This window comes from Streptomyces sp. NPDC059355, assembly GCF_042752335.1.
In the GTDB taxonomy this organism is placed as follows: Bacteria; Actinomycetota; Actinomycetes; order Streptomycetales; family Streptomycetaceae; genus Streptomyces.
The window spans coordinates 1-18,887 of the sequence record NZ_JBHYXN010000043.1 but is presented as its reverse complement, the minus strand read 5'-3'; the positions used below and the strand labels follow the sequence as shown (position 1 = coordinate 18,887).

The window sequence follows — 18,887 nt, the reverse complement described above, 5'->3', positions numbered from 1 at the left end:
CTGTCCCCTCGTGCAAATCTGGTCGCAGCCCGGTCCCCTACACCCCTCCAGGAGTGAACAGCATGGGCATCAAAGACCAGTTCCAGGACAAGGCGCAAGAGCTCGAGGACAAGGCCAAGGCGGCCCGGCAGGGCGCGAAGGACGAGGCGTCCGAGCGCGGTGCGCACGCCTCCGAGCCGGCCAAGAAGAAGAAGGAAAAGGTCCACGACGAGCTCGACGACAACTGGGACTTCTGACGCCCGGAGTTCGTGGCGCAAGGGGCGCGGCCCGTGCGGGTGCACAGGCCGCGCCCCTTCTCCGCGTGTTCCCGCCCTACGGCCGCGGCGGCAGCTTCGGACGCTTCAGGTCCGGTACGTCCGCGTATCCGGGCGGCACCGCGGCCGGCTCCTGCTCCAGCAGCTCCACCGCCAGGAACACGGCGTCGTCCAGCTGTGCGTGCCGCCCCTCCGCCCAGTCGAGCGGGGTCCGCAGGATCGCCAGGTCCGGTTCCACGCCGTGGTTCTCCACCGACCAGCCGTACTCCGGGAACCAGGCGGCGTTCATCGGCACGGTGATCACGGTGCCGTCGCCCAGGGTGTGCCGGCCGGTCATCCCGACCACCCCGCCCCAGGTGCGCTGGCCGACCACCGGGCCGAGCCCGAGCAGCCTGAAGGCCGCAGTGATCATGTCCCCGTCCGACGAGGTCGCCTCGTCGGCCAGGGCCACGATCGGACCGCGGGGCGCGTTGGAGGCGTAACTGACCGGCTGGGCGTTGCGCGTCAGGTCCCAGCCGAGGATCGAGCGGGTCAGCTTCTCCACCACCAGCTCGCTGATGTGCCCGCCCGCGTTGCCGCGCACGTCCACGATCAGCGCCGGCCGGGACATCTCCATCCGCAGGTCCCGGTTGAACTGCGCCCAGCCCGAGCCGCCCATGTCGGGGATGTGCAGGTAGCCGCACTTGCCGCCGCTGAGCTCCCGGACCACCGCGCGCCGCTTGGACACCCAGTCCTGGTAGCGCAGCGGCCGCTCGTCGATCAGCGGCACGATCGCCACCCGCCGGGCCCGGCCCTCGCCTTCGGGGGGTACGAAGGTCAGCTCGACCGTGGTGCCGCCGGCCGCCGCGAGCAGGGGATAGGGCCCGGCCACCGGGTCCACCGGCCGCCCGTCGATGTGGGTGAGCACGGCGCCCTCACGGATGCCGGTGCCGGCGAGCGGGGAGCGGGCCTTGGAGTCGGAGGACTCGCCGGGCAGGATCCGGGCGAGCATCCAGCCCTCCTCGCGCGGCACGAAGTTGGCGCCGAGCAGACCGATGGGGCGGTGGTAGTGCGGCGGTCCCTCGTTGCGGCGCGCGGGGGAGACGTACGCGTGCGAGGTGCCGAGCTCGCCGAGCACCTCGCGCAGCAGGTCAGCGAACTCGTCGGGCGAGGCGACCCGTTCGACCAGGGGGCGGTACTGGCGCAGCACCCCGTCCCAGTCGATGTTGCACATGTCCGGCTCCCAGAAGTACGCGCGGATCAGCCGCCCGGCCTCCTCGAAGGCCTGGCGCCACTCGGCGGCCGGGTCCACCTCGTGCAGGATGCGGCGCAGGTCCAGGTAGACGGTGGAGTCGCTGTCCCCGGACTCGGTCGCGGGGACCGCGCGCAGGTCGCCGTCGTCGTAGACGACAAGCCGGGTGCCGTCGCCGCTGACCGCGAACCAGTCGAGCCCGGAGGCCAGTTCGATCTTGCGCGCCTTGGTGATCTCGAAGTGCTCCAGGGTGGGCTTGCCGCTGGTGTCGGTCGGGTTGGCGAAGGTCTCGCCGAGCGCGCCCGAGATCGGCCAGCGCAGCCACACCAGCCCGCCGCCGCTGACCGGGTAGAGGGCCGAGTACTTCGACGCCGTCACCGGGAACGGGGTGACGCGGCTCTCCAGCCCCTCCACCTCCACCATGACGGCGCCCTCGCCCTCGGTGGACTCGCCGTCGCCCGGGTCGAGTCCGCCCGCCGCCGGGCGCCCGTCGGGGGTGAAGGCGAAGGGCGAGGGGGTCGCCGAGGACAGCGGCACCAGGTACGGGCGGCAGCCCAGCGGGAAGGACAGGTCGCCGGTGTGCACGTCGTACACCGGGTCGAAACCGCGCCAGGACAGGAAGGCCAGATAGCGGCCGTCGCGGGTGAAGACCGGATTCTCGTCCTCGAAGCGGCCGTTGGTGACGTCCACGACGGAGCGCGGCCCGGGGCCGGAGATCCGGGCCATCTTGATCTGGCGCAGCGAGCGCCCGATGCCCGGGTGCGACCAGGTCAGCCAGGCCCCGTCGGGTGAGAACGCCAGGTCGGTGACGGGTCCGTTGATGGACCGGATCAGTTCGGTGACCTCGCCGTTCGACTCTTCGCTCGCGTCGATGAGCAGCAGCCGCCCGTCGTTGGAGGCGATCGCGAGCCGTTCCCCGTCCGGATCGGAGAGCAGCTCCAGTACGCGGCCCAGCTCGCCGGAGGCCAGCCGGCGCGGCTCCCGGTCCCCGGAGGCCCGCGGGAGGTAGGCGATCTCGATCGCGTCCTCGCCCTCCGCGTCCGTCACGTACGCGACCTGCCCGCTGCTGCCGAGCATCTCGGGCAGCCGCACCCGTACGCCCGGGGTGTCGGCGATGGTCCGGGCGGGCCCGTCGCGGTGGGTGAGCCAGTACAGGCTGCCGCGGACGACGACGGCGCTGGCCCGGCCGGTGGCGTCGACGGAGAGCGAGTCGACGTGGCTGGCGGCCGGGACCTGGTACGTACGGCGGCCGGCGCGGGGACCGCCGAGGAGGACGTCGAGACGGCGCGGGGCGGCCTCGGGGGCGAGGGAGTCGACGAGCCAGAGGTCCCCGCCGCACTGGTAGACGACGCGGGAGCCGTCGCTGGAGGCGTGCCGGGCGTAGAACTCCTCGTGGTCGGTGTGCCGGCGCAGGTCGGTGCCGTCGGGCAGGCAGGAGTACAGGTTGCCGATGCCCTCGTGGTCGGAGAGGAACGCGATCCGGCCGCCGACGAACATCGGGGCGTCGAGGTGGCCCTCGATGTGTTCCATCAGCCGCTCGCCGTGCAGCCACAGGCGGCCGGTGGCGCCGCCGCGGTAGCGCTTCCAGGCGGCGGGCTCGTGCGGGGGTTTGCCGGTCAGCAGCAGGGTGCGCCGCTCGCCCCCCGGTTCCTCGTGGACGGCGATGTCGGAGACCGGCCCCCAGGGGAGCTTGCCGCCGGGCGAGCCGTCGGTCGGCACGCTGTAGGCCCAGGCGTAGTACGAGAAGGGCTGCCCGTGCGAGGAGACGGCGAGGATGTCGCTGCGGCCGTCCTTGTCGGGAGGGGTCCAGCCGCAGACCCGGGTGTCGGTGGCGCCCCAGTAGGTGAGCTGGCGGGCCGGGCCGCCGGCCACCGGGGCGAGGTGGATCTCGGGATCGAGGCTGCGCCAGTTCGTGAAGGCGATGTGCCGGCCGTCGGGGGAGAACCGGGGGTGGCCGACCCTGGTCCGGTCGACGGTGATCCGCCAGGCCCGGCCGGGGGCCTCGCCTGCGGGGACCAGCGGGGCGACCCAGAGGTCGTCCTCGGTCGCGAAGCACAGCAGATCGTCGTGGAGGTGCGGGAAGCGGAGGTACGCGCCGTCGTGACTCACCCCACAATGCTTTCCGCGCCAGGGGGGCCTGGCAACTCGTACAGGTGAGCCATGCCCGTGACAGGTGACCCACGCCACGCGCCGAAACGAAACGGAACGGTTTCGTTTCGTTGGCGGCAGGGGTATCGTCATCGGTGTACGAAACAGTTTCGTTCGGATGGGAGGTACGGAGATGCCCGAAGAAGTCTCACCAGAGGTCTCGTCGCGGCGCAGCCGGATCACCCCCGAGCGGGAAGCCGAGCTCCACGAGGCGGTCCTCGACCTCCTCCGCGAGGTCGGCTACGAGGCGCTGACCATGGACGCGGTCGCCGCCCGTACCAAGTCCAGCAAGGCCACCCTCTACCGCCAGTGGGGGAGCAAGCCCGAGCTGGTCGCCAAGGCCCTGCGGTGCACCCAGCCGACCTCCCTCCGGGAGATCGACACGGGCACGCTGCGCGGCGACTTCCACCGCATGGTCGAGCTCTCCGACAACGCGCAGATGGCGAAGGACACCGCACTGCTGCGGGGCCTCGCCCACGCCGTGCACACGAGCCCCGAACTGCACCAGGCACTGCGCAGGCTGCTCATGGAGCCGGAGATCTCCGGACTCGACGAGATCCTGCGACGCGGAGTGGAGCGGGGCGAGATCGCCCCGGACTGTCCCGCGATCCGTTTCGTGCCGCACATGCTGATCGGCGCCTTCATCGCCTTGCCGCTGATGGAGGACCGGTCCGTGGACCAGGCGTTCCTTGCCGACTTCATCGACTCCGTGGTCTTCCCCGCCCTCGGCGTCTGAGTCCCCGCGACTCGTTCCTGCTGCTCCTGACACGCCGCTCTCGTCGTCGGGCCGGCTCTCCACGCCCTGATCCGTCCCGGATCCACCACGACCTGAACGGGAGAACCGCCTCCGTGGCTACCTTCCTCTACCGACTCGGCAGGGGCGCCTTCCGGCGCCGAGGCCTCGTCGCCCTGCTCTGGGTGGCACTGCTGTTCGCCGCCGGCTTCGGCGCGGCGACGGCGTCCGCACCCACCTCCGGCTCGTTCTCGATACCCGGCACGGAGGCCCAGAAGGCCTTCGACGTGCTCGACAAGAAGTTCCCGGGCATGGCCGCCGACGGCGCCACCGCCCGCATCGTCGTCAAGGCGCCCGCAGGCTCCTCGGTCAACGACGAGAAGAACAAGACCCAGGTCGAGAAGATCGTCTCCGACCTGAAGGGCGGACCGGGCAAGGCCCAGGTCGCCTCGGTCGCCGACCCGTACCAGGCGCAGGCGGTGAGCCAGGACGGCTCCACCGCGTACGTGAGCGTCAAGTACACCGTCAGCGGCATGGAGCTGAAGGACGAGACGCGCGACGCGCTCAAGGAGTCCGGCACCGCGGCCAAGGCCGCCGGGCTCACCGTCGAGATCGGCGGCGACGCCCTGATGACGGCCCCCGAGACGGGCTCCGGCGAGATCGTCGGCATCCTGATCGCGGCGATCGTGCTGGTCATCACCTTCGGCTCGCTGGTCGCGGCCGGGCTGCCGCTGCTGACCGCGATCATCGGCGTGGGCATCGGCGTCTCCTCCATCACCGCCCTCGCCAACGTGCTGGACCTCGGCTCCACCACCTCCACCCTCGCGATGATGATCGGCCTCGCGGTCGGCATCGACTACGCCCTCTTCATCGTCTCCCGCTACCGCGTGGAGCTCGCCGAGGGCCGGGCGCGGGACGAGGCCGCCGGCCGGGCCGTCGGAACCGCCGGCTCCGCCGTCGTCTTCGCCGGTCTCACCGTGGTCATCGCCCTCGTGGGCCTGGCCGTCGTCAACATCCCGATGCTGACCAAGATGGGCTTCGCGGCCGCGGGCACCGTGGTCATCGCCGTCCTCGTCGCGCTGACGCTGGTCCCGGCCATCCTGGGCTTCGCGGGCAAGAAGGTCCTCCCGGCGGGTACGAAGAGCAAGCTGTTCGGCAAGGGCAAGCCGGCCGGCGCCGAGCCCAAGGCCAACGGCGGCACCCGCTGGGCCCGCTTCGTCCTGCGCCGCCCGGTCATGGTGCTGCTCGTCGGCGTCATCGGCCTCGGCGCCATCGCCATCCCGGCGAGCAAGCTGGAGATGGGCCTGCCGGACGACGGCGCCCAGCCGGTCTCCACCACCCAGCGCAAGGCGTACGACCTGCTGTCGGAGGGCTTCGGCCCGGGCTTCAACGGCCCGCTGATGGTGGTCGTCGACGGCGACAAGAAGCTCGCCGACGAGACGGTCGACCGGATCAAGGGCCTGGAGGGCGTCGCCGTGGTCACCCCGCCGACCCTGAACAAGGACGGCGACGCCGCGGTGATCACGGTCTTCCCGAAGGACCGCCCGTCCTCGGTGGAGACCGAGAACCTGGTCCACACGATCCGCGACGGCAGCGGCGAGGACGTCCTCGTCACCGGCGCGACCGCGATGAACATCGACTTCTCGCAGAAGATGAACGACGCGCTGCTGCCCTACCTGGCGCTCGTGGTCGGCCTCGCCTTCCTGCTGCTGATGGTGGTCTTCCGCTCCATCCTGGTTCCGCTCAAGGCGGCCCTCGGCTTCCTGCTCTCGGTGGTCGCCGCCCTCGGCGCGGTCGTCGCGGTCTTCCAGTGGGGCTGGCTCGGCTCGCTCTTCGGGGTGGAGCAGACCGGTCCGATCATGAGCATGATGCCGATCTTCATGGTGGGCGTCGTCTTCGGCCTGGCCATGGACTACGAGGTCTTCCTCGTCACCCGGATGCGTGAGGCGTACGTCCACGGCGAGCGCCCGGGCCAGGCCGTCGTGACCGGCTTCCAGTACAGCGCACGGGTGGTCGTGGCGGCCGCCGTCATCATGATCGCGGTGTTCTCGGGCTTCATCGGCGCCAGCGAGCAGATGATCAAGATGATCGGCTTCGGCCTCGCGATCGCCGTCCTCTTCGACGCCTTCGTCGTCCGCATGGCGATCGTCCCGGCGGTGCTCGCGCTGCTCGGCCACAAGGCCTGGTGGCTGCCGCGCTGGCTGGACCGGCTGCTGCCCAACGTGGACGTGGAGGGCGAGAGCCTGCGCAAGCACCTCGAAGGCTCCGCCGGGTCCTCGGACGGCCCGGACAAGGACCGCGAGCTGGTCAACGCCTGACCCGCGATGTCCGCAAGGCCGGCCCCGCACCTGATCACCAGGTGCGGGGCCGGTCCCGTTTGAGGCTGGTCCCGTTCCGAACCGCTCGCGTTCCGAACCGCTCCCGTTCCGTCCGGGCCCGTTACGCCTGCCGGGTGACGGCGGCGTTCGTACGGCGCAGGAAGCGGCGGAGCGCGGCGATGTCGAACTGGATCACCGCGACGCCTTCGGGGGAGTGGAACTCGACGACCGCCTGGACGCGGCCGCAGGGCCACACGCGTACGTCGCCGGTGCCGGTCGGGGCCTGCAGGCCCGCTTCGAGGAGCGCCCGGGGGAAGACCCACTCGTTCTCGGTGCCCTCGGGGGAGAGCCCGGCGGGGAAGACGATCCGTACGGCGAGCGGCTCCGCGGGGGCGAAGCGCAGGGCGACCGGGATCTTCCGGAAGAGCGGGTCGTCGCTGATCACGCGGGCGGTGACGCGGTCCTCGACGGAGGCGACGACGGCGGTGGCGACGGCGGTGGCGACGGCGGCCGCGGGGGGATTCTCGGCGGTGGCTGACACGACAAGACTCCTCAAATCGGAACATATGAGTCCGTATTGCCCCCAGCCTCGCACATTCCCACGAATCCGCGCGGAGGTATTTGTGCAGCCGACGCTCTTGCCAATCATTTGCAAGTGGGCACTATTCTTAAACGGTTAAAGATTTTGTCAGCTCAAAGACCGCAGGAAGCGGAGCAGCCCCATGCATGTGCCCGACGGCTTCATCGACGCCCCCGTCTCCATCGCCTCAGGTGTCGCCGCCGCGGGCGCGGTGGGCGTCAGCCTCCGCGGCGCCCGCCGGGAGCTCGACGAGCGGGCCGCGCCACTGGCCGGGCTCGTCGCCGCCTTCATCTTCGCCGTCCAGATGCTGAACTTCCCGGTCGCCGCCGGCACCAGCGGACACCTGCTGGGCGGGGCGCTCGCCGCGATCCTCGTGGGCCCCTACACGGGTGTGCTGTGCGTGTCCGTGGTGCTGCTCATGCAGGGCGTCCTGTTCGCCGACGGCGGGCTGACCGCCCTCGGCGTCAACGTCATGAACATGGCCGTGGTGACCGTGGTCGTCGCGTACGCCGTCTTCCGCGGGCTGCTGAAGCTCCTGCCCGACACCCGCCGCTCGGTCACCGTCGCCGCCTTCGCCGGAGCACTGCTCTCGGTGCCCGGCGCGGCCGTCATGTTCACCCTCCTGTACGGCCTCGGAGGGACCACCGACGTCCCGCTCGGCAAGGTGTTCACCGCCATGGTCGGCGTGCACGTGCTGATCGGCATCGGCGAGGCCGTGATCACCGCCGCGACCGTGGGCGCCGTACTGGCCGTACGGCCCGACCTGGTGCACGGGGCGCGCGGGCTGGCCGCGCCGCTGAAGCTGCGGGTCGGCGGCGAGCTGGTCGACGCCCCCGCCGCCGCCCCGGCCGCCGTCCCCGCCACCGCGCGGTCCACGAAGCCCGTCTGGGTCACCGGTCTGATCACCGCCCTCGTCCTGGCCGGGTTCGTCTCCTTCTACGCCTCCACCAGCCCCGACGGCCTGGAGAAGGTCGCAGCCGACAAGGGCATCGACCAGAACGTGAAGGAGCACGCCGGCGCCGACTCCCCGCTCGCCGACTACAGCGTCAAGGACGTCGACGACGCCCGTCTCTCCGGCGGCCTCGCCGGCGTCATCGGCGTGGGCGCGACCGTCGCCGTCGGCACCGGGATCTTCTGGACCGTGCGCCGCCGGCGCGCGGAGGACCTGACGGCCGCCTCGACCGCGTCCACGGCGGTCTGAGATGGGCGCGGGCCACGCCCACAAGCTCTACCGGCACGGCCACTCGCCGATCCACGCGCTGCCGCCGCACTGCAAACTGGCCGCGGCCTTCGCCTTCGTCCTGGTCGTCGTCTCCACACCGCGCGAGGCGGTGTGGGCCTTCGGGCTGTACGCCGTCCTCATCGCGGCGGTCGCGGCCGCGGCCCGGATCCCGGCCGGGTTCCTGCTGCGGCGGCTGCTGATCGAGGTCCCGTTCGTGGCCTTCGCCGTGCTCATGCCGTTCGTGGCGCAGGGCGAGCGGGTGGAGGTCCTCGGCATGTCCCTCAGCGTCTCGGGCCTGTGGGGCGCCTGGAACGTACTGGCCAAGGGCACGCTGGGGGTCGCCGCGTCGGTCCTGCTCGCCTCGACCACCGAGCTGCGCGCGCTGCTGCTCGGGCTCCAGCGGCTGAAGCTGCCGCCGCTGCTGGTGCAGATCGCCTCCTTCATGATCCGGTACGGCGACGTGATCACCGACGAGCTGCGCCGGATGTCGATCGCGCGCCGCTCGCGCGGGTTCGAGGCCAGCGGGATCCGGCACTGGGGGGTGCTGGCCAAGACCGCCGGGGCGCTGTTCATCCGCTCGTACGAGCGTGGTGAGCGGGTCCACCTCGCGATGGTCAGCCGCGGCTACGCCGGCTCGATGCCGGTGATCGACGAAGTCGTCGCCACGCGCGCCCAGTGGGCGTACGCGGCCGTACTCCCGGCGGCGGCCCTCGCCGTCTGTCTGATGGGATGGACCCTGTGACTCCCTCTCCGGCTGCCCCTGCCTCTCCCGCCTCCCTCGAGGTCTGCGGCCTCGCGTACGCCTATCCGGACGGGCACCAGGCCCTCTTCGGCGTGGACCTGACCGTCGGACAGGGCGAGCGGGTCGCCCTGCTCGGCCCGAACGGCGCCGGCAAGACCACGCTGGTGCTGCACCTCAACGGCATCCTCGGCGGCGGGGTCGGCACCGTGACGGTGGCCGGGCTGCCGGTGGACAAGCGGAATTTCGCCGAGATCCGGCGCCGGGTCGGCATCGTCTTCCAGGACCCCGACGACCAGCTGTTCATGCCGACCGTGCGCGAGGACGTGGCCTTCGGCCCGGCGGCCGCCGGGATGCGCGGCGCGGAGCTGGAGGCGCGGGTCCGCGAGGCGCTGGAGCAGGTCGGCATGGAGTCCTTCGCGGACCGGCCGCCGCACCACCTGTCGTTCGGGCAGCGCCGCCGGGTCGCGGTGGCGACCGTACTGGCCATGCGGCCGGAGATCCTGGTCCTGGACGAGCCCTCCTCCAATCTGGACCCGGCCTCGCGGCGGGAGCTCGCCGACATCCTGCGCTCGCTGGACGTGACGGTGCTGATGGTGACCCACGACCTGCCGTACGCGCTGGAGCTGTGCCCGCGGTCGGTGATCCTGAGCGAGGGGGTCATCGCGGCCGACGGGCGCACGCAGGACCTGATGTGCGACGAGGAGCTGATGCGGGCGCACCGGTTGGAGCTGCCGTTCGGGTTCGACCCGCGCACGCCCTCCTTGGCGCGGCCCTCGCACTGACCGGCCCCGGGGAAGGAGACGGAGCCGGTCCGTGTTGGACTCTTCGGGGCGGACCGACCAAGCGGCACCCGCGGTGAACGAGGAGCAGGGACGTGGACGTCAACGGGACCGTGGCCGAGGGCTTCGAGGCCGTCCGGGACGCTTTCGTACGCAACTTCGAGGTGCTCGGGGACCGGGGCGCGGCGGTGGCCGTGTACCGGGACGGCCGGAAGGCCGTCGACCTGTGGGCGGGCCCCAAGGACGTCGCCGGGGGCGCCGGGAGTGCCGACGGCGCCGGGGTTCCCGGCGCGGAGCCCTGGGCCGCCGGCACCGCGCAGGTGGTGCGCTCGGCGACCAAGGGCGTGGCCGCCGTCGTCCCGCTGCTGCTGCACCAGCGGGGGCTGCTGGACCTGGACGCGCCGGTGGGGGCGTACTGGCCGGAGTTCAAGGCGGGCGGCAAGGAGCGGACGCTGGTCCGGGACCTGCTCGCACACCGGGCGGGAGTGCCGGCGCTGGACGTCCCGCTGACGCCCGCGCAGGCGGTGGACGGGGTCTCGGGGGCCCGTGCGGTCGCCGGGCAGCGGGCCTTCTGGGAGCCGGGTTCCGCGCACGGCTACCACGCGCAGACGTACAGCTGGCTGCTGTCGGAGCTGGTGCTGCAGGTGACCGGCGCCTCGCTGGGCCAGTGGCTGGCGCAGGAGGTCACGGGGCCGCGGGGGCTGGAGTTCTGGATAGGCCTGCCGGCCGAGGAGGCAGGGCGGGTGGGCCGGGTGGGGCCGGTGGAGCCGCCTGCGGAGACGGCGGGCGGACTCAGGACGCGGCCGCGCAGGAACGTTTCGCAGGCGTGGGAGGACCCCTCCTCGCTGACCCGGCGCGCCTTCGCGGCGATCACGCCGCTGCCGGACGAGAACGCCCCGGAGTTCCGGGCGGCCGAGCTCCCGGCTTCGGCGGGCATCGGCACCGCGCGGGGCCTGGCTGGCGTGTACGCGGTGCTGCTGGGGGACACGGAGGACGGCGCGGGGCTGTTCACCCCCGACACGCGCAGGCTGGCGGGTACGGAGCTGTCGGCCGGGCCGGACCGGGTGCTGGTGGTCAACACGCGCTTCGGGCCGGGGTACATGCTGCACAGTCCGGCGTCGCCGCTGCTGTCGGCGGGCTCGTTCGGGCACCCGGGGCGGGGTGGATCGCTGGGCTTCGCGGATCCGGAGTCCGGGGTGGCGTTCGGGTACGTGACGAACGCGCACGCGAAGTCGGTCACCGCCGATCCCCGGGCCCAGGCCCTGATCCGGGCGGTGCGCAGCTCCCTGTGACCCGGTGGCGCCGCCACGCGGCGCCCGGCGATCCGACAGCCCGACGGCCGGACGCCCCGTCCGGGGGCCGCCGGACCGTCAGCGCTCGCGTACGTCGGTCAGGGCGGCACCGGCGTGGGCGATCAGCTCCCGCGGGGGCATCGGGAACACCGAGTGCGGGGTTCCCGCCGCGGCCCAGACCACCTCGTGGGCCAGCAGCGAGCGGTCCGCCAGGACCCGGGTCCGGGTGCGGTGCCCGAAGGGAGGCACGCCGCCGATCGCGTAGCCGGTGGTCTCCCGGACCAGCGCGGCGTCCGCCCGGGTGACCTCCCGCGCCCCGAGCTCCCGGCGGACCGCCTCCACATCGACCCGTGAGGCCCCGTCCATCAGGACCACCACCGGAACCCCGTCCGCCGCGAAGACCAGCGACTTCGCGATCTGGCCGAGCTCGCAGCCGATCGCCGCGGCCGCGTCGGCGGCGGTCCTCGTGCCGTCGGGGAAGGTGCGTACGCCCACGTCGAGCCCCAGCTCGGCGAGGGCCTGCGCGAAACGGGGGTGGGTACCGGTCGTCATGCGGGCACGCTAGCGCCCCGCCTCCGGCTCACGCCACGCTGTTCCGCCGTGCCGTTGCCCGCCCTGCCGTTGCCCGCCGGGACCCGGCGTCAGGACCCGGACAGCACCGAGGCCACGATCGGGCCGGCCGCGTCGGCGCCGTGGCCGCCCGCCTCGACCATCGCCGCCGCGGCCACGTCGCCGCTGTAGCCCGTGAACCAGCTGTCCGGGCTGCCCGCGCCGTCGACCTCCGCCGATCCGGTCTTCGCGCCCTTGTCGGAGCCGCCGACCGCTGCCATCGTCTTCGCCGCCGTGCCGCTGCTCGCCGTCTGCTTCATCATCCGCACCAGCTGCTGCTGGACCGACGGCTTCATCTGCCGTCCCGCCTGCGCGATCGGCCGCCCGTCCAGCTCCGGCGAGACGAGCAGCGGCTGGTGGAAGACCCCGCTGCGCGCGGTGGCCGTGAACGAGGCGACGTTCAGCGGGTTCATGGTGATCCGGCCCTGCCCGATGTACTCGGCGGCCGCCTCCGCGCCCTTCGCCTCCGGCACCTGGCCGTCGGCCGACCGGATGCCCGTCTTCCAGTTGTCCAGCCCGAGGCCGAAGACCTCACGGGCCTCCTTCGCCAGCGCCGAGTCGTCGTCGACGTTGTCGATCTGCTTGATGAAGGCGGTGTTGCAGGACTTGGCGAAGCTGGTCGCGAAGTTCGCGCCCGGCAGCTCGAAGTTGTCCAGGTTGTGGAACGTACGACCGCCCCAGGAGGCGTCCTTGGTGCACTCCGCCGGCTGGTCGGCCGCCGCCTTGCCCCGGTCGATCAGCATCGCCGCCGTCACGATCTTCATCGTCGAGCCGGGGGCCCGCCGCCCCTCCGTCGCCGCGTTGAAGCCGTCCTTGCGGTTGTTGGCGACGGCCAGGACGTGCCCGTTGCTCGGCTGGACCGCGACCACCGAGGACTCCGGGTACTTGGCGACGGCCTTCTCGGCCGCCGCCTGGACCTTCACGTCCAGGTACGTCTTCAGCGTGCTCGGCTCCCCTTCCACCAGCGTGAGCAGGGTCCGCTTCGGCGCGTCCTGGACGGCCGGCTCGATCCACAGCTCGGCCCCCGTCTTGCCGCCGGTCTTGCCGCCGTACGTCTGGCGCAGCTGGTCGAGGACCGGCCGCAGCGAGGGGTACTTCTCGGCGCTGAGCTCCTCACCGCTCCGGTCCACGGCCTTGACCGGCGGGGCCGCGGGAGCGCCCGCGCGCAGCTTCTCGTCCTTCTGCAGCTGCGGGTGGATCACCGAGGGCTGCCAGTCGACGAGCGGCTTCCCGCTGGTCAGCCCCCGTACGACGGTCAGCTTGGACTCGTAGGCGAGCGGCTTGGTGGCGCCCTCGTACGTGATCTCCGCGGCGACGGCGAACGGGATGGTCGTGCCCGCCTGCGTCCCCGGAGTGATCACCGCCTTGGACACGTACGCCTTGGCCCGGTAGTCGGCCACGGCGGTCTGCGCGGCCTGCACGTTGTTCGTCAGCTCCGCCGCGGCCCGCGCGTCCCCGGCCGCCCATGCCGTGAGGAAGGCCTTCGCGGTCTGCGCGGCCTCCTTGTCCGTGACGGGCCCGCCGCCCTTCTCGGCCCGGATGGCGGTGTCACCGCCCTTGCCGTCGTCGCCGCCGTCTCCGACCAGCGCGTACACCCCGTACCCGGCGCCGCCGAGCATTGCGAGGAACACCCCGCCGACGATGGCACCTTTCGCCGCCCCGTTCACGTACGTTCCTCCCCAGATCCCCGCGTTCTCTGAACATGTTCAAAGAACCTCTGGTGCGGACCTTACGCTGTGCAAACCGAACGCGTACAGCTTGTTACCAGACCGGAACACCGCGGCCGGTCAGTCGACCCTCACCTGCGTTCCGTCGGGGAGCACGCAGACCGTTGCGCCGTAAGGGATGTTCCTGACCGTTCCGCCCTGGGCCGTGCAGTCCGCGGACGTGATGGTCGGTGACGCCGCCGCCTGCGCCGTCGCGGTACCGAGGGCGCTTGCGCCGGCCAGGGCCGCCGTGGCGAGAGCGAGGTCGAGCAGCCGTCGTATAGGCTTCACCTCCTCCGTCCAGCACGGGCACGGCCCGCCACCCCCCGCGAGCGGTGACGGGCCGTGCTCGGCGCGGGCGGGCTCTAGACCCAGGTGTCCAGCCACATGCGGCCGCGCCAGGAGTCCATGGGCAAGGTCTCGCCCGTGTAGATCGGCCAGAAGTAGATGAAGTTCCAGATGATGAGGAGGACCAGCACGCCCGCCGCGATCGCGCCCAGGGCGCGTCTGCGTTCCGAAGAGCCCGACGGGCCCAGCAGGGCGCCGATCATCATCGCCACCGCCAGGCACAGGTACGGGACGAAGACCACCGCGTAGAAGAAGAAGATGGTCCGCTCCTGGTAGTTGAACCAGGGCAGCAGGCCCGCGGCCAGTGCGCACGCGATCGCGCCCGCCCGCCAGTCACGGCGGAAGAACCACCGCCACAGCACGTACAACAGCGCGAAGCAGCCCGCCCACCACAGCAGCGGGGTGCCCAGGGCCAGCACCTCGCGGGCGCACTTGCCCGCCTCCGTCGCCGGGCAGCCGTCCGTCCCCGGGTCGGGGGACTCGTAGAAATAGGAGACGGGCCGGCCCAGGACCAGCCAGCTCCACGGGTTCGACTGGTAGGTGTGGCCCGAGGTCAGGCCCACGTGGAACGCGTAGACCTCCGTCTCGTAGTGCCACAGGCTGCGCAGCCACTCCGGCAGGAACGACAGCGAGCTGTGCTGGTCGTTCTTGGCGGCCCAGTCGCGGAAGTAACCGCCCTTGCCGTTGTCGGGGGAGAGGATCCAGCCGGCCCACGAGGCCAGGTACACCGCGATCGCCACCGGCACCGTCGACAGGAAGCCCGGCAGCGCGTCGCGGCGCAGCATCGCCGCGTACGGGGCGCCCGCTCCGGCGGTGCGGCGCGCGGCCGCGTCCCACAGGACGGTCAGCACGCCGAAGAACGCCAGCACGATGAGGCCGTTCCACTTCGTGCCGAACGCCAGGCCCAGGCAGACGCCCGCCAGGATCCGGTACGGGCGCCAGCCCAGGCGCAGCGTTTCCGCGACGGTGACGTCCGGGCGGGTGCGCCCCTCGTCGTCCACCGGGAGCGCGTCCGCGAGTCTGGCCCGCGCCCGGTCCCGGTCGATGAGCAGCGCCCCGAAGGCGGCCAGGACGAAGAACATGAGGACGAGGTCGAGGAGGGCCGTGCGGCTCATCACCAGGTGCAGGCCGTCCACCGCGAGCAGCGCGCCCGCCAGGCATCCCAGGAAGGTGGAGCGGAACAGGCGGCGCCCGATCCGGCACAGCATCAGCACCGACAGGGTGCCGAGCACCGCCGTCATGAACCGCCAGCCGAACGGCGTGAAGCCGAACATCCACTCGCCGAGCCCGATGACCCACTTGCCGACCGGCGGGTGCACCACGTAACCGGGGTCCAGCGGGAGGGAGACCCCTTCGGGGTTGGCGAGGATCGACTTGTCGATGTCCTTGGGCCAGCTCGCCTCGTAGCCCTGCCGGATGGTGGCCCAGGCGTCCTTGGCGTAGTACGTCTCGTCGAATATCACCGCCTTCGGGCTGCCCAGGTGTACGAAGCGCAGCACCCCGGCCACCAGCGCCACCAGCAGCGGCCCCGCCCACGCCAGCACGCGCTGCCAGGTGCCCGCCGCGGAGAGCGGGATGCCGAGCGCCGTCCACAACTGCGCGGAGGGGCGGGCGTACGGGGGCACCAGGCGGGCGCGGACGTCCGGACTCGGGGCGTCCGCGCGCCCGGAGCCCTGGCGCCGGGCGTCGGCGGGCGGCGCGTAGCCGAAGCTGCGCAGGCGGCGCAGCCAGGTGGAGGGCTGGTCTACGCGCCCCGCCGGAGGGGCGGGCGGGGCCCCCGCGGGGCTGGGCGGCGGCGTCGCGGTACTGGTCACCGGGTCATCGTAGGGAACGCACCTGTGGGAACCCCAGTGCCGGGGACCCTCGGTGCGTGTGCCGGGTGGGACGGATGACGTGTGCCGGGCGGGACGGCTGAGAGGATGGGCGGGTGACGACTGACCAGCCCTCCGGCTCCGAAACCCCCTCCTCGACCTCCACCTCCGCGGGCTCCGCGGGCGTGCTCGTGCTCGCCGGCACCCCGATCGGCGATCTCGCCGACGCCCCGCCGCGGCTCGCGACCGAGCTGGAGCGGGCCGACGTGGTCGCCGCCGAGGACACCCGGCGGCTGCGCCGGCTGACCCAGGGGCTCGGCGTGCACACCACCGGGCGCGTCGTCTCGTACTTCGAGGGCAACGAATCGGCGCGCACCCCGGAGCTGGTGGAGGCGCTGGAGCAGGGCAAGCGGGTGCTGCTGGTGACCGACGCCGGCATGCCGTCCGTCTCCGACCCCGGCTACCGCCTGGTCGCCGCCGCCGTCGAGAAGGACATCAAGGTCACCGCCGTGCCCGGGCCGTCCGCGGTGCTCACCGCGCTCGCCCTGTCGGGGCTGCCGGTCGACCGCTTCTGCTTCGAGGGGTTCCTGCCGCGCAAGGCGGGCGAGCGCCTCGGCCGGCTCCGCGAGGTCGAGGGCGAGCGCCGTACGCTCGTCTACTTCGAGGCCCCGCACCGGCTCGACGACACGCTCGCCGCGATGGCCGAGGTCTTCGGCGCCGAGCGGCGGGCCGCCGTGTGCCGCGAGCTGACCAAGACGTACGAAGAGGTCAAGCGCGGCGGGCTCGGCGAGCTGGCGGCCTGGGCCGCCGAGGGCGTGCGCGGCGAGATCACCGTCGTCGTGGAGGGCGCACCGGCGGCCCGGCCCGGCGATGTGGACGCCGAGGAGCTGGTGCGCAGGGTGCGCGTGCGCGAGGAGGCCGGGGAGCGGCGAAAAGAAGCCATCGCGGCGGTCGCGGCCGAGGCCGGAGTACCCAAGCGGGAGGTCTTCGACGCGGTCGTCGCGGCAAAGAATGCGGCTCAAAAGGTGCTGTAAGACGGTAAAGGGCTAACCTGAAAAGCAAAGCTCAGACCGCGCACCGGGCGCTTTGGGACATGAGTCGCCCAAAGGCCGTCCAACAGTCGACAGGGCCTGATGCGCTCCTGCCCGAAGAGGCGTCCACTGGCAATGGCACCAGTGGAACAAGAGGAGCTGGCATGAGTGAGATCGCAGACACCTCGGCACCCGTACCCGCGCCCGCAGTGGCCGTACCCGTCTCCCTGCCGAAGCCTGGTGTGCACACCGTGCACGAGGCCTACTCCTTCGCGTGCATGAAGTGCGGCTACGGCTGGGAGCAGGGCTACGAGATCGAGCACCACGTCGACGGCGAGGGCCAGCCCTTCATCATCTACACCGTCCAGGGCGAGCGGGTCCCTTCTCCGCTGTCGAACCCGACCTGCCACAACTGCGGCGGGCACGTGGTGCGGATCATGCGAGAAGGCCAGGTGTCCTCGGTTCTCGGCACGATCGACAAGCTCTACCACCACCGCATCTCGCCCGGGATCGCCGGCCCGGTGCCGGCCGGGGCGAACGTCCCGAGGGCCCCGAAGCAGCGCACGATCCCGCTGCACGACGCCCCCGGACCCGTGTCGGCGGACGAAGGCGCGCGGCGCGGGGGCTGGCTCTCGCGGCTGATGCGACGCTTCCGCCGGTCGTGAGGGCCTGACGGCATGAGGTCCTGAGGGCATGAGGGCCTGAGGGCCTGAAGCCCTGAGGGCCTGAAGCCCTGAGGATCCGAGCGTCCGAGGGCCCGGTCATAAGATCGGTTCCATGAGCACTGCCTCCAAGGACACCCCGCCGCCGCTGCCCGAACCCCTCCGGGTGGCGGTGGCGGACTCCCACACCCACCTGGACATGCAGGGCGGAACCGTCGAGGAGGGCCTCGCCAAGGCCGCCTCGGTCGGCGTGACCACCGTGGTCCAGGTCGGCTGCGACGTGAAGGGATCCCGCTGGGCGGCCGAGACCGCCGCCGCGTACGAGAACGTCCACGCGGCCGTCGCCCTTCACCCGAACGAAGCGCCCCGCATCGTGCTCGGGGACCCCGACGGATGGTCCCGCCAGGGCGCCCGGGCAGGCGGCGGCGAAGCCGCGCTCGACGAGGCGCTGGCCGAGATCGAGGAGCTCGCGAAGCTCGCGCACGTGAAGGCGGTCGGCGAGACCGGGCTGGACCACTTCCGCACCGGACCCGACGGAATGGCCGCGCAGGAGCGCTCCTTCCGCGCCCACATCGAGATCGCCAAGCGCCGGGGCAAGGCCCTGGTCATCCACGACCGCGAGGCCCACGCCGACGTCCTGCGCATCCTGCGCGAGGAGGGCGCGCCCGAGCGGACCGTGTTCCACTGCTACTCCGGGGACGCCGAGATGGCGCGCGAATGCGCCGCCGCCGGGTACTACATGTCCTTCGCCGGGACCGTGACCTTCAAGAACGCCGCTCCGCTGCGCGAGGCCCTCGCCGCGGCCCCTCCGGAGCTCGTGCTCGTCGAGACCGACGCCCCGTACCTCACCCCGGCGCCGTACCGCGGACGCCCCAACGCGCCGTACCTCATTCCGCTGACCGTACGGGCGATGGCGGCGGTGCGGGGGATCGACGAGGACGCGATGGCTACCGCCCTGGCGGCGAACACGGCGCGCGCCTTCGACTACTGAGGGGCCGTCAGGGCGTGTCCGCGAAGTCCCGCCTGCACCGGACGCCGCGGGACCGCCCTCCGGGCGGCCGGCGCCACTTCGCGGACACGCCCTGGGACCACCCACCCGCTCGACACGCCGGGTAGTCGTACGGCTTTGGTGAGTGACGGACGTCCGCTAGGGTGCCGTGCCCGAACCGATGGGGCCGGACCAGTGGAGCGAGCGTCGTGAGCGAGAGTCCTTTCACCGGGGTGCACGGGAACGAGGCCGTCGCCCCGGACCCCGAGCCCGCCGTGGTGCCCGCCCCGCGCACCGGGGACCGGCGGGCCGCCCGTCGACGCAAGAGCGCCGAGGCGGGCCCCCCGCCCGCCGCCCCGACCGGCCGGCGCCGGGGCGCACCCGCCGGGGGCGGCGCGGACCTCGCGGCGACCGTGGGCGCCGTACCGGGACC

16 protein-coding genes and 1 pseudogene are annotated in these 18,887 nt (G+C 72.5%); 11 read left to right on the top strand and 6 right to left on the bottom strand.

Annotation, left to right across the window (positions count from 1 at the left end; all coding sequences use genetic code 11):
* Positions 1 to 62: 62 nt before the first annotated feature.
* Positions 63 to 236: a hypothetical protein gene (locus ACFXGI_RS30730; protein WP_384713644.1), complete on the top strand. Its 174-nt coding sequence runs from the start codon at positions 63 to 65 to the stop codon at positions 234 to 236.
* A 76-nt stretch (positions 237 to 312) separates the two neighbouring features.
* On the opposite strand, the gene ACFXGI_RS30725 is transcribed toward ACFXGI_RS30730, so the two are convergent.
* Positions 313 to 3,594 carry a S41 family peptidase gene (locus ACFXGI_RS30725; RefSeq protein ID WP_384713641.1) on the bottom strand — a complete coding sequence of 1,094 codons (3,282 nt, stop codon included), beginning with the start codon at positions 3,592 to 3,594 and terminating at the stop codon, positions 313 to 315.
* A gap of 172 nt (positions 3,595 to 3,766) precedes the next feature.
* Here ACFXGI_RS30725 and ACFXGI_RS30720 point away from each other — a divergent pair, with 172 nt between their 5' ends.
* Positions 3,767 to 4,369: a TetR/AcrR family transcriptional regulator gene (locus tag ACFXGI_RS30720; protein WP_384713638.1), complete on the top strand. Its 603-nt coding sequence runs from the start codon at positions 3,767 to 3,769 to the stop codon at positions 4,367 to 4,369.
* Between the two features lie 113 nt (positions 4,370 to 4,482).
* On the top strand, positions 4,483 to 6,684 hold the full coding sequence (locus ACFXGI_RS30715) for an MMPL family transporter (protein WP_384713635.1): 2,202 nt from the start codon (positions 4,483 to 4,485) through the stop codon (positions 6,682 to 6,684).
* A 121-nt stretch (positions 6,685 to 6,805) separates the two neighbouring features.
* Here the strand turns inward: ACFXGI_RS30715 and ACFXGI_RS30710 are convergent, their stop codons facing one another.
* Positions 6,806 to 7,225 carry an SsgA family sporulation/cell division regulator gene (locus ACFXGI_RS30710; RefSeq protein WP_384713632.1) on the bottom strand — a complete coding sequence of 140 codons (420 nt, stop codon included), beginning with the start codon at positions 7,223 to 7,225 and terminating at the stop codon, positions 6,806 to 6,808.
* A gap of 181 nt (positions 7,226 to 7,406) precedes the next feature.
* On the opposite strand from ACFXGI_RS30710, the gene ACFXGI_RS30705 reads away from it, so the two are divergent.
* From ACFXGI_RS30705 to ACFXGI_RS30690, 4 genes are all read left to right on the top strand, one after another.
* The gene (locus ACFXGI_RS30705) at positions 7,407 to 8,465 is read left to right on the top strand and encodes an energy-coupling factor ABC transporter permease (RefSeq protein WP_384713629.1); all 1,059 of its coding nucleotides are present in this window, start codon (positions 7,407 to 7,409) and stop codon (positions 8,463 to 8,465) included.
* A gap of 1 nt (position 8,466) precedes the next feature.
* Entirely contained in the window at positions 8,467 to 9,228 is a 762-nt protein-coding gene (cbiQ, locus tag ACFXGI_RS30700) for a cobalt ECF transporter T component CbiQ (protein WP_384713627.1), read from the top strand.
* Positions 9,216 to 10,010, top strand: a complete 795-nt coding sequence (locus tag ACFXGI_RS30695; RefSeq protein WP_384713624.1) for an energy-coupling factor ABC transporter ATP-binding protein — start codon at positions 9,216 to 9,218, stop codon at positions 10,008 to 10,010. The genes cbiQ and ACFXGI_RS30695 overlap by 13 nt, the downstream gene beginning before the upstream one ends.
* Before the next feature lie 92 nt (positions 10,011 to 10,102).
* The gene (locus tag ACFXGI_RS30690; protein WP_384713621.1) at positions 10,103 to 11,299 is read left to right on the top strand and encodes a serine hydrolase domain-containing protein; all 1,197 of its coding nucleotides are present in this window, start codon (positions 10,103 to 10,105) and stop codon (positions 11,297 to 11,299) included.
* Positions 11,300 to 11,377: 78 nt separating this feature from the next.
* On the opposite strand, the gene ACFXGI_RS30685 is transcribed toward ACFXGI_RS30690, so the two are convergent.
* The 4 genes from ACFXGI_RS30685 to ACFXGI_RS30670 all read right to left on the bottom strand — a co-directional run bounded on the left by ACFXGI_RS30685 (position 11,378) and on the right by ACFXGI_RS30670 (position 15,776).
* Positions 11,378 to 11,851, bottom strand: a complete 474-nt coding sequence (locus tag ACFXGI_RS30685; protein ID WP_384713618.1) for a YbaK/EbsC family protein — start codon at positions 11,849 to 11,851, stop codon at positions 11,378 to 11,380.
* Positions 11,852 to 11,940: 89 nt separating this feature from the next.
* Entirely contained in the window at positions 11,941 to 13,575 is a 1,635-nt protein-coding gene (locus tag ACFXGI_RS30680; protein WP_384713615.1) for a penicillin-binding transpeptidase domain-containing protein, read from the bottom strand.
* A 120-nt stretch (positions 13,576 to 13,695) separates the two neighbouring features.
* On the bottom strand, positions 13,696 to 13,905 hold the full coding sequence (locus tag ACFXGI_RS30675; protein ID WP_384713613.1) for a hypothetical protein: 210 nt from the start codon (positions 13,903 to 13,905) through the stop codon (positions 13,696 to 13,698).
* A 74-nt stretch (positions 13,906 to 13,979) separates the two neighbouring features.
* Entirely contained in the window at positions 13,980 to 15,776 is a 1,797-nt protein-coding gene (locus tag ACFXGI_RS30670; RefSeq protein ID WP_384713610.1) for a dolichyl-phosphate-mannose--protein mannosyltransferase, read from the bottom strand.
* A gap of 113 nt (positions 15,777 to 15,889) precedes the next feature.
* On the opposite strand from ACFXGI_RS30670, the gene rsmI reads away from it, so the two are divergent.
* From rsmI to ACFXGI_RS30650, 4 genes and pseudogenes are all read left to right on the top strand, one after another.
* On the top strand, positions 15,890 to 16,807 hold the full coding sequence (rsmI, locus tag ACFXGI_RS30665; RefSeq protein ID WP_384713607.1) for a 16S rRNA (cytidine(1402)-2'-O)-methyltransferase: 918 nt from the start codon (positions 15,890 to 15,892) through the stop codon (positions 16,805 to 16,807).
* A gap of 161 nt (positions 16,808 to 16,968) precedes the next feature.
* Positions 16,969 to 17,469, top strand: a complete 501-nt coding sequence (locus tag ACFXGI_RS30660) for a hypothetical protein (protein ID WP_384713604.1) — start codon at positions 16,969 to 16,971, stop codon at positions 17,467 to 17,469.
* 112 nt (positions 17,470 to 17,581) lie between these two features.
* A complete protein-coding gene (locus ACFXGI_RS30655) occupies positions 17,582 to 18,457 on the top strand; it encodes a TatD family hydrolase (protein WP_384713601.1) in 876 nt (291 codons plus the stop codon).
* 206 nt (positions 18,458 to 18,663) lie between these two features.
* Positions 18,664 to 18,887: pseudogene (locus tag ACFXGI_RS30650) on the top strand (hypothetical protein); the annotation flags it as partial.

What these genes read in the sequence shown, in the direction of transcription:
- ACFXGI_RS30705 (WP_384713629.1), top strand. Translation starts at nt 7,407, where the DNA reads ATGCATGTGCCCGACGGCTTCATCGACGCCCCCGTCTCCATCGCCTCA.
- ACFXGI_RS30685 (WP_384713618.1), bottom strand. Translation starts at nt 11,851, where the DNA reads ATGACGACCGGTACCCACCCCCGTTTCGCGCAGGCCCTCGCCGAGCTG.
- ACFXGI_RS30655 (WP_384713601.1), top strand. Translation starts at nt 17,582, where the DNA reads ATGAGCACTGCCTCCAAGGACACCCCGCCGCCGCTGCCCGAACCCCTC.
- ACFXGI_RS30695 (WP_384713624.1), top strand. Translation starts at nt 9,216, where the DNA reads ATGGACCCTGTGACTCCCTCTCCGGCTGCCCCTGCCTCTCCCGCCTCC.
- cbiQ (WP_384713627.1), top strand. Translation starts at nt 8,467, where the DNA reads ATGGGCGCGGGCCACGCCCACAAGCTCTACCGGCACGGCCACTCGCCG.
- ACFXGI_RS30720 (WP_384713638.1), top strand. Translation starts at nt 3,767, where the DNA reads ATGCCCGAAGAAGTCTCACCAGAGGTCTCGTCGCGGCGCAGCCGGATC.
- ACFXGI_RS30660 (WP_384713604.1), top strand. Translation starts at nt 16,969, where the DNA reads ATGAGTGAGATCGCAGACACCTCGGCACCCGTACCCGCGCCCGCAGTG.
- ACFXGI_RS30730 (WP_384713644.1), top strand. Translation starts at nt 63, where the DNA reads ATGGGCATCAAAGACCAGTTCCAGGACAAGGCGCAAGAGCTCGAGGAC.